Below are 15,368 nucleotides of genomic sequence, written 5' to 3'. Positions count from 1 at the left end.
TCATCAGAGGTTTTTTGTTGAAATCTCGAAGGCTATTTATAGTCAATACGATCTAAAGTCACCTTAGAATTCAGTGTATTTAGCTGAATAACTTTAGTCAATTTGGTCTCGTTTTTGGATCCGTAGTTTTTATAAATCGTATATTTTAAAAAGTTGGGATTATTCGAATCCTCTTGATCAAAGGCTTCCAGATTGATGATCCATTCTCCAGGCTCCTCGTCGTCTATAAGATAAGCTTCTGCAGCATACTCTTTATTCACTTCGTTGAGAAGTCGGTCTCGATTATCAAACAGCGTATGCGACCATTTAAAATACTTTTTCTGAGGATTTACGAATTGTAATTCAAAATCTGTGTTGGGATCGTTCCATTCAAAAACTAAACGAATATCTTGTTTAAATCCTGCTTTGAGTAGGTCTGCAGGTAAGCTTTTAAAATCAACTTTACTGCGGTGTAACGCGAGCAAATGCTTCAACTCATCAATTATCACTTCACGTAATCCTGAGAAATCGGCTTCAGGTATGGCATTTGCAAGCATTCGCTTATATAAATCAAAAGCTTTCTCATATTTGTGGGTTTCCTGATAATTCATTGCCAAATCCCGATACGTTTGAGCATCACTAGGACGTAATTCTAAAATACGCTCAAGGACCATCTGTGCTTTATCAAAATTCCCTCGTTCTTCAAGTTTAAAAACCAAAGTTTTTAATGCTTTTAGATTGTCACTTGCTAGTGCTGCAATATTGGTCAAGACAACATAGGAGTAATCAGCGTCCCATTTTTTAAAGTAATCTGAAACATTTAAAATATAAGGAATAGTCATCTGCGTCACAGATTTCTGCTTTTCATAAATACGTTGAGCTTCCTTAAAAGTTGAAGCCATTTCTAACTCTTTTGTGTAACTCGACGTATTGTTGACCTCTTCCCAGAGAGATACCTCTTGCTCACGATAGTCGTTACCTTTAATAAGTGCACGGTTTTTGTTTGCCTGATGCTTATCTTGAGTATTTACTACGCCGTCCTGTGTTATAATTTCTATCGCACCAAAAGCTGCAATACTACCATACCGATTAGTTCCTGCAAGAGATTTTATTGCTCTGATGCTTTTTATATTCTGCACGTTAATTGGAGGCAAATTGCTTAAACCGTTTCCCTGAGAATATGGAGTGCCATCAATCACAATAGCAGGATTAGGATCTACAAACATCCCTGTAGTACTTGTAACATTATTGAGAAAACTATAGCGTTTATTTGTTCCAACCCCCGAGATCAAAACTCCCGGAATTCTGCCAATGATATCATCGAGGCGCGTATCAGTTGGTAAAATTTGATTCTTTGTAAGTTCATCTACCGTATACCCAATGGCATCAACTTTTTTCTCTCCATACGGAGTGAGTCTAGTTTCTGACTCTTGCTTGATTTTTGTGTAAATATTGACTTCGTCTAAAACTGTAGTGTTAGGCTTTAACGCCACCTGCAGGTTTGTATCGGCTTCAATCACTAGTTGTTTTTCATACATACCTAAGGCATCAATGATAAGAACATCACCTTTATCAGCAGATATACTGAAATTACCCAGATTATCACTTAGTGTTTCTTTCAATGTATTTTTAACTCGAATGGCCGCTTGCGGAATAGCAATAGTATCTTCGGTATAGATCCCTCCTGTGATGGTATTTTTGTGATTATCTTCAAATGATTCATTGTCTGCCTGAAACGTAAGCATCCGCTCAAGCGCTTCGTTAACAGATAAGCTTTCTAAATTGATGTAATGTCCTTCGCCGTAAAAACTAGCTTTTTGTAAGCTTTCATGATTTGCCTCAGGGCTAGAGCTTATGCTATAGGTTGGCAGATATACCTCTTGATTCAACGCTGAAAAAATCGTGTTTCCGTTTGAAAATAATAATGCGGCATCGGCTTCAGTTGTATTGTCTTTTAAAATAGTTGCAAAATCTACCTCACCATCATAGGTAACACTTTCTAAGAACTTGATAATATTTTTTGAATCTCCATCTTTCACTGAAAATGCCCTCTCTTCCATCTTAAGCGCACTAAAAACGATCACATTTACAGAAGCATAGTTCAGATGATCTAAATATTTTCGCAACAGCTTTAATTCCTCATCAACATCACGACTGTCTGAACTCATTTTTATTGAAGCATCCCAATACACCGTAAGGTTTTTAGGTGTAATTCGAGTTCGTGGGATCACTTTGCCATTCTCGCTAGGATAAGACACTCTCAGACTAAACATCAAACCTTGGTTCACGCGTTCCCAATCATCTTGGTTATAAAGTCTGGTAAATGAAAATGTTTTATAGTCTGAACCTCCAACTTCAAAATCTATATATCTACCGTAAACCTCAATCAATTCTAAAGAAACCACGACATCTTGATCAACTAAAATATCATAAGGCTCAAGGTTTATGGTCTGCACGCCATCTCCTCTGATTTCATAAATGATATTTTGAGTTAAGATATTCTCTGCCGGGTAACCTTCTTTATAGTTATAGACATTAACCCGCACTTTAATACCACCCGAATTATTCTTTGTGATGTTGAATTTGAGATCGTGAAGCTTGGTCTTTTTATTTTCAACCTTAAACCTTGTGGCAATCTCACCTCCTAAGGCTTCGGGATTAAGCCAATAACCTGTCACGCCTTGCTTGATCCTTAACGAACCAATATTCTTTTCTTTTCGTAACTCGTTAGTTAGGACAACTTCTGCTAAACTGAAAGGCTCTGGCTCTAGATAAAATTTTGAATCTCCCGCTGCTTGCGAGAAAAATTCAGCAGCAGAAAGCGTTAGTGTTTTATAACCGATATAAGAAATTTGCAAGCTAGAATTTTGCCCAATAGTGGTTGCATCAACAGCTAAATGAAACTCTCCGTTTTCATCAGAAACAGTACCTATACTTTCCTTTAAAAAGCCAATATTCACATAAGGAAGTGCCTTTTTGGTCTCTGCATCATAAATGCTTCCGCTTATTACGGTACGGTTTTGAGCTTCAACAAGAATAGGCTGAAGCAAAATCAACAAGAGCGCAATAAGTAGTTTAGCTTTCATATTTTGAACACACCTTCTAAAGTACACATTTACTGAGGTATAAGTTCAAAAAAAAAAAAAACGTTTTAGGCAAATATTCAATCAATATTCCCTCTTATAGCTTTAAAAGCTCAAACAATTTTACATTTAAATACAGGTTTTCAACTCCGACTTTTTGTGATTTTAGGATTCCAATTGCTTCAAGCGCATTAAGGTACTCCGCTGCAGTTTGACGTTTAGCAATTCCATTATCCACCAGGTATTTAACTTTACAATAGGGTTGTTCAAATAACAGTTCTATCAACTCTTTAGAATACACTCGAGCAGGAAGTTGCTCTTTTGCGAAAACAATGGTTTCATGCATCAAACTATTAATGGAGTTAATCTTTTCTAAAGTGTATAATGCCGTTTCTTCTATTCCCTTTAAAATAAAGAGAATCCAGGCTTCCCACGCTGAATTTTCGGTTACACCTCTAAGGTTTGTATAATAGGCATTCTTATGTTCGATGATGTATTTACTTAGATAAAGTATAGGAGTGTCTAAAAGCCCGTTCTCAACCATAAAGAGCATGTTGATTACTCTACCAGTTCTCCCATTTCCATCGAAGAAGGGATGTATCGCTTCAAACTGGTAATGCATTATTGCCAATTTTATAAGAAGATCAACATCATCATCTGCATGAATATAATCTTCCAGATTTTTGAGAAGACTTCTAATTACAGTCTCACCTTCAGGTGGCGTATAAATAGTCTTACCATTACTCGTAATTTTTGTTCCGGGTGCATTACGTATGCCTGAATTGTTCTCTTTAATAGTCTGTACGATTTGAATAAAGGAATTTGTAGAGAGTGGTCTTTTACTTAAATCAGTATATCCTTCCCATAATGCCTGACGATATCTTAAAACCTCTTTTGTCTGAGCATCTGTAGTAGAAATATTAGACGAAAAAGCTTTATACAAAGTGTCCTGTGTCGTCACTATATTTTCAATTTCAGAACTATCCTTTGCTTCCTGCAAGGTAATGGCGTTTACCAGCATAGATTGATTTGGTATTTCATCTGCTCTACCCTTCAACTCCGCTAATATTTTATTAGATACAATGGCTTGCTTTAATATTTTCTTAGTTTCAACCTCAACAACTGGAGGTAATAAAGGAAGGTCGTTATAGGCTTCTTCAGGATTGTACATGATATCGACATTTAAAAACAATTATGTCGAATACATCGACATACTGTAAATATATGTCGAAATATCTACAATATATCGACATATCGCAAAGAAGACACATTGCTTTTGCTACAGTAAGTTAAGAGGTAGCTGTTTGATAATAGTTTCACCCCATAGAAATACAGAAACATATTCTTTTGCTTCCTGTCAAAACCTATAAAATAAACAGACTAACACAATTGAGAAAGAAATGTATTTAGAATAGAAAACAAAAAAACCTCTGATTTTCATCAGAGGTTTTTTTTGTACAGGCGGAGAGACTCGAACTCTCACACCTTGCGGCACTAGATCCTAAGTCTAGCGTATATTGCACCAAAGAAACACAAAAACGCTCATTTTCAATGAGTTAGTCATTTTTTCATTTTCTTTAAAGTCATTTAATATCAGTTGATTTCAGCATTTGTTGTACCTATGTTGTACCTAAAAAGCCCAATAAATTCGTATCTTTATAGAAATTGTACAGCAAAAATTGAGCAAAAAACACAATGTTGTACCTATGTTGTACCTGATTTGACTTTCGTACTCAAAACAGGTCAATTATGTCATCAAATGCAAAAATAGTTCTACGCAAAAAACCGAACACCAAGGGGCAATATCCGTTGGCTATTCGAATTACAAAAAACCGTCGTTCCACCTATCAATATGTAGGTCATTATATTGATATTGAGGAATGGGACGAGAAAAACCTTCGGGTAAAAAAATCAAACCCAAATGCTGATAGCCTAAACAAGTTGCTATCACAACAACTTTCTGATGCCAATAAGGCACTTATTGATTTACAGTCCGAATATAAAGATGCTTCAGCAAACCAGATTAAAAAAGAAATTTATGCCTCAGGGAATTCCTCAACTTTCTTTGAACTGGCACAAGAACATCTGGACGAACTGGAAGTTGCAGAAAAGTTAAACCGTCTATCTACGGACAGCGCATTGATTAGTTACATTGTAAAATTTCACAAATCTAAACAGCTTTCATTTCAAGAAATTGACGAGCGTTTTCTTAAAAAATTAATGATATACCTCAAAGTTAAACACAACCTTGCAGAGACTTCAATAATGAATATTCTTGTCCTAATCCGCTTATTATTCAACAGAGCTATAAAGCTAAAAATAGTCAGTAGGGAACTATATCCTTTCGGTGGTGACAAAATTAAAATCAAGTTTCCTGAGACTACAAAAATAGGGTTGAATATTATTGAGGTAAGAGCTATTGAAGCTTTAGATAATCTAACCTGTAATGAAATCCATACAAGGAATGTTTGGCTTTTCAGTTTCTATTTTGCAGGAATGCGGGTTACAGATGTACTCTGGACAAAGTGGTCAGACATATACGACAATAGGCTTCATTATAGAATGAATAAAAACTCAAAACTACTGTCCTTAAAAATTCCAGATAAGGTTCTAAGTATTTTAGATTTCTACAGAGATGATAAAAAACACGCTACCGATTTTGTTTTTCCTGAATTGAAAAAGGCCAATCTGGATGATGCAAAAGACATTTATAATAAAAGAAAAACGGCAACCAAAAAATTTAACGATAACTTAAAATCCATTGCCAAAAAAGCAAAAATAGACAAGAAGATTACAATGCACATTGCCAGACATACTTTTGGCAATATTGCCGGTGATTCTATTCATCCTTTAATGTTACAAAAACTATATAGGCATAGTGACTTGAAAACTACACTGAATTATCAGGCAAATTTTATCCATAAAGAAGCAGATGATGCTTTAGATAGCGTTGTTAACTTTTGAATTGTCCTACAGCAAACTTTACCTCTTAAGGTGTACTATACTTCAATTGAACCTATAAGTTTCTGATTAAAACATTTAACCAACATCTTGTATAATTCGGGATGTTTCTTTTTGAGTAAGTCTGGACGCTCGAAGAAATATTCTGAAGCTACTGCAAAAAATTCAGCTTGATTTGTACCTCCATATTTTCGGATATCAGAATGATTGTCGTTTATGGCTTCCATTTCCTTATGAATTAAATTCAACCAAGGTAATGCATATTGATGTTCTAATAATCGCTCTGGAACTCCATCTGTACTATCATCCAGCTTATCAATAAGATGCACAAATTCGTGTATGCCAGTATTACTTTTATCGGTTGTGTTTTTAAAGCCGTGGTACAATGCTTTTTTAGATAAAATCATTTGCTTCTCAAAACGTCCATTCCCAACTATTCCACCAATATTTCTTGAGTTATCCTTACTACTAAATTGCATATCCTCATTAAAATAATCTGGATATAAAAGGATACCGCTTAAGTTGGTGTAATGCCATTCTTTAAAACCAAAAACAGGGATTACTGCGCTTGCCGCAATTAAAATCTTATCCAATTCTTCCAATTCAAACTGCACAGCATCGATATAGACCTCACTTAAAAATTGCATCATTTTTTGCTGAAAAATAAGCTGCCTATCTTTTGAAAGGTTTCTGTAAAACAGCACATTATCCATCAGTAATTTGTGCCAATCCTCTGGAAATGGCTTTACACTATGGCGTTTCGCTTTTCTATAAAAATGAACAGCAAAGAGAACAATCACAACTAAAATTAAAATGTAAGCCATATTAAAAAAACGTATTAATCTACAGGTTCCGCCTTAAATCCTACTTTTTGCAAAGTTGATTTTACGTCTTCTTCGGTTGCACCATCGCTTTCAATGGTTAGGATTTTATCAGGATTAGAGGTATCTACTTCCCAACTTTCTACACCTTCTTGTTTGTTTAAAAAAGGGGTTACTTTCGATACACACCCACCACAATTGATATTTGTTTTAAATTTTAAAGTTTTCATAGTATTGAATTTATTTATTATTAAAGTTTTACTCGTTTAAGTCTTAAGCTATTTGCAACAACGGATACACTACTGAATGCCATTGCTGCACCTGCAATCATCGGGTCTAATAAAAATCCATTTACGGGATAAAGAACCCCTGCTGCGATTGGAATACCAATGATGTTGTAAATGAATGCCCAAAATAAGTTCTGACGTATGCCCAAAACAGTTCTTTTTGATAATTCCAATGCTTTTGGGATGGATTGTAAATCCGATGTTATCAAGGTCATTTTCGCTACATCCATTGCTATATCCGAACCTTTACCCATTGCAATACTCACATTGGCTTGCGCCAAAGCGTGCGAATCGTTGATACCATCGCCTACCATTGCGACTATCTTTCCATCTGTCTGTAATTTTTCAACAAAAGCGGCTTTGTCCGAAGGCATTACTTCGCCCTGGTAATTTGAAATCCCCACCTGATTTGCCACGGCGGAAGCCGTTTTATTGTTATCTCCCGTGAGCATATAGACCTCGATGCCCCTTTCTTGAAGCGTAGCGATGGCTTTTTTTGAAGTTTCTTTAATCCTGTCCGCAATTGCCAGTATCGCAAGCACTTGATTTTCGTTACCCAAGAATATGACTGTTTTTGCCTTCTCTTCCAGACTTTCTGCTGTTTGTATCAAAGAAGCGTCGATTTGAATATTCTTTTCGACCATAAGTTTATGGTTGCCCACATAATATTTTGAACCATTCTCTGATTTGGCCTTTACACCTTTTCCCGTGATACTTTCGAAGGAAGTAATTTCTGCTTGTACAATATTTTCCTCTTTTAAATGATTGACTACCGCTTCTGCCAAAGGATGTTCTGATTGTGATTCGATAGCCAAAAGAATTTCCTTGTATTCATTTTTATTTTCAAGCTTATGCTTCCAAAAAATGTCGGTTACCAATGGTTTTCCTTCCGTAATCGTACCCGTTTTATCAAGGATTACTGCATTCACTTTATGTCCAAGCTCTAGACTTTCGGCATCTTTTATCAAAATATTATTTTCCGCTCCCTTGCCGATACCCACCATTATGGCAGTCGGCGTTGCCAAGCCCAGGGCACAGGGACAAGCGATAACCAATACGGCTACCGAGGTCAATAAGGCTTGTGAGAAGGCATTATCGCCTCCTACTGACATCCAGACAATGAAGGTAACAATGGAAATCCCCAATACGATAGGAACAAATATTCCAGCAATTTTATCGACCAATTTTTGTACAGGTGCCTTGCTGCCCTGTGCTTCCTGTACCATTTTTATGATTTGGGAAAGCAGGGTTTCACCTCCCACTTTTTCTGCCTTGAATTGAAAACTTCCTTTTTGATTGACGGTACCGGCAAACACCTTCTCTTCTTTGGATTTTTGTACTGGAACAGGTTCTCCCGTAATCATACTCTCATCTACATAAGAGCTCCCTTTTGAAACTTCACCATCAACAGGAATCTTCTCTCCAGGGCGTACCAAGATGGTCTGACCAACTTGGACTTCGGAAATCGGAATCTCCTTTTCTAAGCCGTTCTCAATAATCTTCAACGTTTTGGGCTGTAATCCCATCAGTTTCTTTATTGCGGATGAAGTGTTCGATTTTGCCCTTTCCTCCAATAATTTTCCAAGGGAAATAAAGGTAATGATGACCGTGGCCGCTTCGTAATAAACGTGTGGCTCAATAGCACGATTTAACCAAAATTCCGGAAATAAGGTATTGAACACACTAAACAAAAATGCAATGCCCGTACTTAAAGCCACCAAGGTATCCATATTCGCCTTGCCACGTTTGGCCTGTTTGAAAGCATTGATAAAAAAACTACGCCCAAACCAGAAGAGAATGGGAATAGCCAATACCAAAGAAATCCACTTACCAGGTTCCCATTGCATAAAAAACATTCCAAGTACGAAGATGGGCAGCGTCAGAATAGCTGACCAAATGGTTCGGTTTTTAATGTCTTGGTAATGCTTTTGCTGAAGCTCTTGTTGTGCTTCCACTGGGTCGTCTGCATCGATAATGATATCATAGCCCACTTCACGCAGTGCGTTCTGAAGTTTTTCTTCAGAAATGGTTTCATCGTAATCGACTAAAACCGAATTGCTGGCAAAATTTACGATGGCCTTGTTTACGCCATCAGTATGGGAAAGAATCGACTCAACACTACTGGCACAGGCCGCACAGGTCATACCCGTAACTGGAAAGGATTTTTTTATGCCTGTTTTTTGTTCTTTGGGTTTGGTTTTGAATATGTTGGTTGCTTCCATTTATTACTCCGTTTTGTATTTCACAAATTTCGGAATAGAACACGGGAAAGCTGTTACGTTATTCGCTGAAAGAGTTGTTAAATTTGCTGAAAAATTGACTTGTGGTTCCTGTAAAGAGCTTTTTGCAGGCTGGCAGTTAATTTTTTTTTGAATCCATCGACCTCTAAAAGAAAAAAGATTTTCAACCTCTAAAGCCATTCCCTAATTGGAAAGATTATTTAAGGTAAATCCTTTTTCTCTTAATCGATGATGTATACTTATGTTTTTAATCGTTTAGATTTTTTGTTTCCTCATCTAGTTTACCTTCAAATTTTGGCACAGGTCTATTTTGCCTTTCACTTTCTGTTTCCACTATTCCATTTTCCTTGATGTCATTGATTAACCATTGCATTTCCATTATTTCCCTACGTTGCGCCTTGATGATTTCATCGGCAAGTTTCCTTACCCTGACATCTTTTATTTTAGAACGTTCGCTAGTTAAAATTGCTATAGAGTGATGGGGTATCATTCCTTCCATATAGTCAACACCTGTAACTGTTATTTGACTTCGAACTAGCCAAATCCCCCCTGCAATCAATAAAACCCCTAGACTCAAAATCATAATATTCTTGTTTCTCTCTTTGTACATATTTAACATATACAGAAGCATAATAATGACCATCGACCCACCCATAATCAGGGTCATAAAAAAACGGGTCTCACTGTACCAGAAATGGTCAATAATCTGATATGAATGTGTGTACATCAAAAAGAACATCGCAACCATTGAGGTGCCAATCATTGCGAAAAACTTTAAATAATTATTTGGCTTTTTTTCGTTGTTTTCCATAGTTTATATTTTTGGTTATTTTAATTAGTTTAATTTATTAAAATTTGGTTATTTTAATTAGTTTAATTTATTAAAATTTGGTTATTTTAATTAGTTTAATTTATTAAAATTTGGTTATTTTAATTAGTTTAATTTATTAAAATTAAGATTTATAGAAAACAAGTATGAACTACAATGGATAATATTTTAACTCATTTGAAATGTTAGAAAATATTAAATTATAATAGTTTAAAACACCAGAAGTATTACTAAACAATAATGATTTGAGCAATCTGATTTAGAACAAATTTGTGCTCACAATATACTATCATTTATAAAATAATCATTTATGACTTATCCTTTATGTAGACAGGACCTATAACAAGATGCTCTAAAAAAAATCTTAGAAACGTCGGTTCTCCCATAACTTCTAATTTTCTGTAATACTATTAGTTTTCCTGTTCGACAAAAGTATAAACTTGATTTACGACCTCAGTGACTCTAAAAAATCCGAAGGCATAATTATCTGGGTTCTGAAGATTTATGAAGTTTCCTCTTAGTCTTGTTGGTATGGTTGCAAAAGGGTCACCAACGTTATCACTTTGTTCTATAAGTATATGCAAAAAGTCATAATAGAGCTCAGAAATACCATACAAGTTGATATCCACCATATCTCCAGGTAATATTTCGTCTTCTGCATCGGCCTCATTTTCTTCATAAAAAATAGATACTTCATTGCCATTGGTAAATTCATCTGATACAACCACCCTTAGAGGGAATAAATCATCGCCTTCTAAAAAGGTAGCATAGTAAAAATTTGTTTCATTCTCGGGATCGTCAAAATAAATAGTAAGATCTAACTCCTCTTCATCTGAGCCACCTATACGTGATTGTTCTATCCTGTTTATTTCAGGAACTGGCATTAATGTTTCTTGTGCGATATAGGTTTCATCGTTATAGATTATCTCCAAATTATAGACATTATTAACAATAGGCTCAAAATCTGAAATAGTATACCTTCCATCTTGCTGATCCTCGAACACATAAACTTCTCCATTTGTGACATTTTCAACGCTTACAGATGCACCGACTACCGGATCTAGGGCTGTATCAAAAAACGGTGTGGTAAGACTAAGTTTAATTGTTTGATCATTTCCTGAAGTGCCTTTTTCCCAATCCAGAGACGCCTCTATAACAAGACGAGAGGCTTCAGTTGGCACAGCCACATCTACTACATCTGTACAGGAAAAAACAACTGAACTTAGAAGTATAATCGTTACCGCTGCTTTAGATCTTAATTTGTTGATTATTTTTTTTATTCTTGAATTCATGACTAAAATTTAAAGTTATACGTTATTGATGGGATAATACCAAAAATCGAAGTTCTTAAGGCTTCATTTACACCAGTATTATAATTTTGATTGAAAGTAATCGACGCCGCATTCATTCTGTTATATAAGTTATAAATGCTAAAAATCCATTCTCCTTTCCACCGTTTATCTGGTTTGCGATTGGGTTTGTAGGTTGCTGCAATATCTAACCTATGGTAGGCAGGCAGGCGATTAGCGTTCCTCTCGTCGTAGATGACAATAGAAGATCCTTCGTATTCAAATTGACCGGAAGGATAGGTAACCGGGCGACCCGTTTGATAGACCAAGTTTGAACTAAATGTCCATTTATCGGATAATTTATAGACTCCTGATAGAGATATATCGTGTGTGCGATCATAAGGTGTATTGTACCAATTGCCGTTGTTAATACCAGGACCTCCGGCATTGCCCCCAAATGAGCGTTGTTCAGATTTAGCTAGTGTATATGCCAGCCAACCGGTAAAACGGCCTTTGTTTTTTCTTAAAAGAAACTCTAAACCATAGGCTCTTGCCTCCCCATTTAAAATTTCCGTTTCTATGGTATTATTTCCTAATAGGTTGGCTCCGTCAATATAATCAATACGATTATCTGTTGTTTTATAGTAGGCTTCTACTTCAAATGAATATTTGTTATCGTTGGAATTGCGGTAGTACCCCAGGGCGTATTGGTTTGATAGCTGTGGTTTTATGTAGGGTCCGCTGGGTGTCCAAACATCTAAAGGGGTTACAGATATTGTGTTTGACAGTAAATGTAGATATTGAGCCGTACGCGTATAGCTTCCCTTTACTGATGATTTATCGGTTAATTTATATGATAATCCCAATCGTGGTTCTAAATTCCCAAATTTCCTGATTGTTTGCCCCCTTGAATACGGTGTGCTACCAACCGCTGTACCGCTTTGATAAATCCCTAATTCTTGATTGTAAACTACGGGCTGGTTATTGGCATAATTAGTGATAGTCTGCTGGCCTAGTCTGTTGAACGTACTATATCTCAATCCGTACCTTGCGGTAAGCTTATCTGTAATTGTATGCTCTGCACTTACATAAGCGCCAGCCTCAAAAGCATTTTTCTGGTCTAATATCAAAGGGTTAACTGAAGAACTTGGGGTAGACGGCACGATCTCTCCTGGATTTAAATTATAGGAAATACCATTTAGGCCAAAATCTATTTTTAATTTATCGGTTGCATAATAGTTAAGGTCGTACTTTACATTGAAATTCTCTATATCTGAAATCCAATCCAATTGATCAAAATCTAGTATTATTTGATAATCATACTTACTGTAAATAAGCGATAAATTAGAGAAAAGTTTGTCATTAAAAATATGATTCCAACGCAGGTTGGCAGAGGCATTGCCATAATTACTGTCTAAAAGACCAGAAATATTAAATACATCCCTACCAAAATACCCCGACAAATAGACTTTATTGTTTTCGTTAATTTCATAGTTGGTTTTGAGATTTAAGTCGTAAAAACTAATATTACTATTTCCCAAATCGTCCAACAAACCAGAAAAAAGCTGAGCATAAGTGGTTCTTCCAGCCAAAAGAAAGGAGCCCTTTTTATTAAACATTGGGCTTTCTACTGCAAGCCTACTTGAAATTAATCCAATACCACCATTGAGTTCCAGGTCTTTATTATTACCTTCTTTCTGTCTTACATCCAATACCGAAGACGTCCTGCCTCCAAATCTTGCAGGAATGTCGCCCTTATAAAGCTTCACATTTTTTATGGCATCATTATTAAAGACAGAAAATAATCCGAAAAAGTGAGATGTGTTATAAATGATGGCTTCGTCTAAAAGTACCAAATTCTGGTCTACTGCGCCACCTCTTACGTTAAAGCCTGCTGAACCTTCTCCATTGTTTGATACTCCCGGCAGAAGCTGGATGGTTTTTATAAGATCTACTTCACCCAATACAGCAGGTGCTAATTCAATTGTTTCCGCTTTTAAGGCAACAACTCCCATCTGCGGTTTTCTTACATTAAGTTTCTCTATGCCTTCATCTGCTGTAATAATTACCTCTTCTAAAGTGTTTGAAGCCTCTTCAAGCTCAAAATTTAACTTTATATCCTCGGTAAGTGATATTTCTTTCTTAATCTCTTTGTAACCTAAATAGGAAACGATTAGTGTATATGTTCCTTTTGGTGCTGTAATAGAATAAAAACCATACTCGTTTGTGGTTGCTCCTATAGTGGTTCCTTTTAAGTAAACCGATGCTCCCAATACTGTTTCGCCATTAATTACATCACTGATACTTCCCCGTATGGTATATTTCTCTTGGGCAAATAACGTGGTGTTAATTAAGATAAAAAGTAATGATAAAAATGGTTTCCTGAATAATTGAGTGGGATGTTTCATTTACAGTTTAATTGTTTTAAATTAGAATTATTTTACTCTGACACTAATCTCAATAAGGATTACTCTCGACTTAAATGACTAGCTTTACAGACTGTAAAAGAACGAATTGTAAATGCACAAGATTATTTGACTGTTGTGCAGAATGCTTATTCTGTACCAATTACTTTTTTTCAGAAATGGAATTCTTAAATAAAGAAAGAGATATTGCTTTGATTTTTTTGGATTTAGCACAAAAACAGAACTTGGAACTAGAATTAACCTTCGTAGTCATCCCAAAAAAGGTATAATGAGTATATTGGTCTTTTGCTGGAGCTTTTTTTACAGAAGTTTATTTTTTTGTCTTTAGTATGAAAATTGCTATTAACTTCATATATCCTGGTTGTAAAATATTGACTCCTTAATTTTTGTGATAATTTCACTAATTTTAAGAGAGTTAGTTTTTACAGATTCATTTTTATCCCCATATGGCTCATAGGTTTTTGAGTTAGTAACATTAAACAAACCAAATGTAGTTGTATTTGTAGACGATGATAAATGCATTATACCACTATCAGCCCCAATGAAAACAACAGAATTTTCAATTACAGAGGCAATTTCCCTAAGATTATTACTATAAAAATGCACACTTTTAAAATTTATTTGAGATACATTTTCATTGGGTAATATTTCTAAAATGTTATAATCGGTAAACTCAGTTTTTAGTTCTTTATAAAATTTTAACCACCATTTTTTTGAGAGACATTTATTTCCTGTGGCAAAAGTGAAAATGCAAATAGTCTTCTTTTCGCCATTAAACAAGGCTTTAATTAGTTGATCCCCTTTTTCTATTTCTTGCCTAGATAGTTTTATGGATAGCTTCGGATACCTATGGGTACTACCTTCTGATGGATTCATAAATTTTCTTAGATTATATACAGGGATTTTTGCAATATGTTCAGGTTTATTCAGTTTATTGGTGCCTGAGTTGTAAATTTTTAATTTAGCTCTTGAAAGCTTAACAAAAATTTTGCTTGAATTTGAATCTTCACATCCCACAATGGCAATGTCATATTTATTTAAGATTAGGCTTAAAGACTTTTTCAAATAGCCTATAATATTGTTAAATGGCTTTTTAGGAAGGTTAAAAATTGTCTCTACACATTGGTAATTGGAGAGCAATATGTAAGAAAGGTTACCATTAACTATTAAATGTATTTTACAGTTAGGAAATTGTTTATTAATCTCTTGTATTAAAGGGGTTAATAAGAGTTGATTACCTAGCCTATGATTTGGTCTTGTAATTAAAACTTTAATTTCTGAATCTCTAGGAAGGCTTTCTATTAGATTGATTCTTTCGGAGTTTCTAAAAGAACCAGTCATCATACTAAATAATCTATTCTTTAGTGGATTTAACTTTTTAATCAACAATTCTAGAAGGATTTAAATTCCTTAAAAAAACGAAATGAAATTGTACTAGATTATTTGCTTGTTG

10 protein-coding genes are annotated in these 15,368 nt (G+C 35.2%); 1 reads left to right on the top strand and 9 read right to left on the bottom strand.

The genetic code is table 11. The features are described 5' to 3' along the window. Positions 1-32: 32 nt before the first annotated feature. A complete protein-coding gene (locus WA338_RS02835) occupies positions 33-3,065 on the bottom strand; it encodes a carboxypeptidase-like regulatory domain-containing protein (protein ID WP_272984526.1) in 3,033 nt (1,010 codons plus the stop codon). A 94-nt stretch (positions 3,066-3,159) separates the two neighbouring features. Further along, the gene (locus WA338_RS02830; protein ID WP_009778933.1) at positions 3,160-4,233 is read right to left on the bottom strand and encodes a Fic family protein; all 1,074 of its coding nucleotides are present in this window, start codon (positions 4,231-4,233) and stop codon (positions 3,160-3,162) included. 578 nt (positions 4,234-4,811) lie between these two features. On the opposite strand from WA338_RS02830, the gene WA338_RS02825 reads away from it, so the two are divergent. Further along, complete coding sequence (locus tag WA338_RS02825; RefSeq protein WP_009778932.1) at positions 4,812-6,026, top strand: site-specific integrase; 1,215 nt, start codon at positions 4,812-4,814, stop codon at positions 6,024-6,026. Between the two features lie 35 nt (positions 6,027-6,061). On the opposite strand, the gene WA338_RS02820 is transcribed toward WA338_RS02825, so the two are convergent. From WA338_RS02820 to WA338_RS02790, 7 genes are all read right to left on the bottom strand, one after another. Next, a complete protein-coding gene (locus WA338_RS02820; protein WP_009778931.1) occupies positions 6,062-6,847 on the bottom strand; it encodes a zinc-dependent peptidase in 786 nt (261 codons plus the stop codon). A gap of 14 nt (positions 6,848-6,861) precedes the next feature. After that, entirely contained in the window at positions 6,862-7,074 is a 213-nt protein-coding gene (locus WA338_RS02815) for a heavy-metal-associated domain-containing protein (RefSeq protein WP_009778930.1), read from the bottom strand. 20 nt (positions 7,075-7,094) lie between these two features. Then, positions 7,095-9,353: a heavy metal translocating P-type ATPase gene (locus WA338_RS02810; RefSeq protein WP_009778929.1), complete on the bottom strand. Its 2,259-nt coding sequence runs from the start codon at positions 9,351-9,353 to the stop codon at positions 7,095-7,097. A gap of 265 nt (positions 9,354-9,618) precedes the next feature. Beyond that, positions 9,619-10,182, bottom strand: a complete 564-nt coding sequence (locus tag WA338_RS02805) for a DUF305 domain-containing protein (protein ID WP_009778927.1) — start codon at positions 10,180-10,182, stop codon at positions 9,619-9,621. A 428-nt stretch (positions 10,183-10,610) separates the two neighbouring features. After that, positions 10,611-11,492 (bottom strand): DUF4249 family protein, encoded by an 882-nt coding sequence (locus tag WA338_RS02800; RefSeq protein WP_273016824.1) that lies wholly within the window; start codon positions 11,490-11,492, stop codon positions 10,611-10,613. 2 nt (positions 11,493-11,494) lie between these two features. Next, positions 11,495-13,897, bottom strand: a complete 2,403-nt coding sequence (locus tag WA338_RS02795) for a TonB-dependent receptor (protein WP_273016826.1) — start codon at positions 13,895-13,897, stop codon at positions 11,495-11,497. Positions 13,898-14,263: 366 nt separating this feature from the next. Further along, positions 14,264-15,259, bottom strand: coding sequence for a glycosyltransferase family 9 protein (locus tag WA338_RS02790; RefSeq protein WP_273016827.1), 996 nt, complete (start codon positions 15,257-15,259; stop codon positions 14,264-14,266). Between the last annotated feature and the right edge of the window lie 109 nt (positions 15,260-15,368).

Origin of the sequence: Leeuwenhoekiella sp. CH_XMU1409-2 (genome assembly GCF_037029365.1) — a bacterium.
Classification (GTDB): domain Bacteria; phylum Bacteroidota; class Bacteroidia; order Flavobacteriales; family Flavobacteriaceae; genus Leeuwenhoekiella; species Leeuwenhoekiella blandensis.
This window is presented reverse-complemented; position numbering and strand designations above follow the sequence as displayed.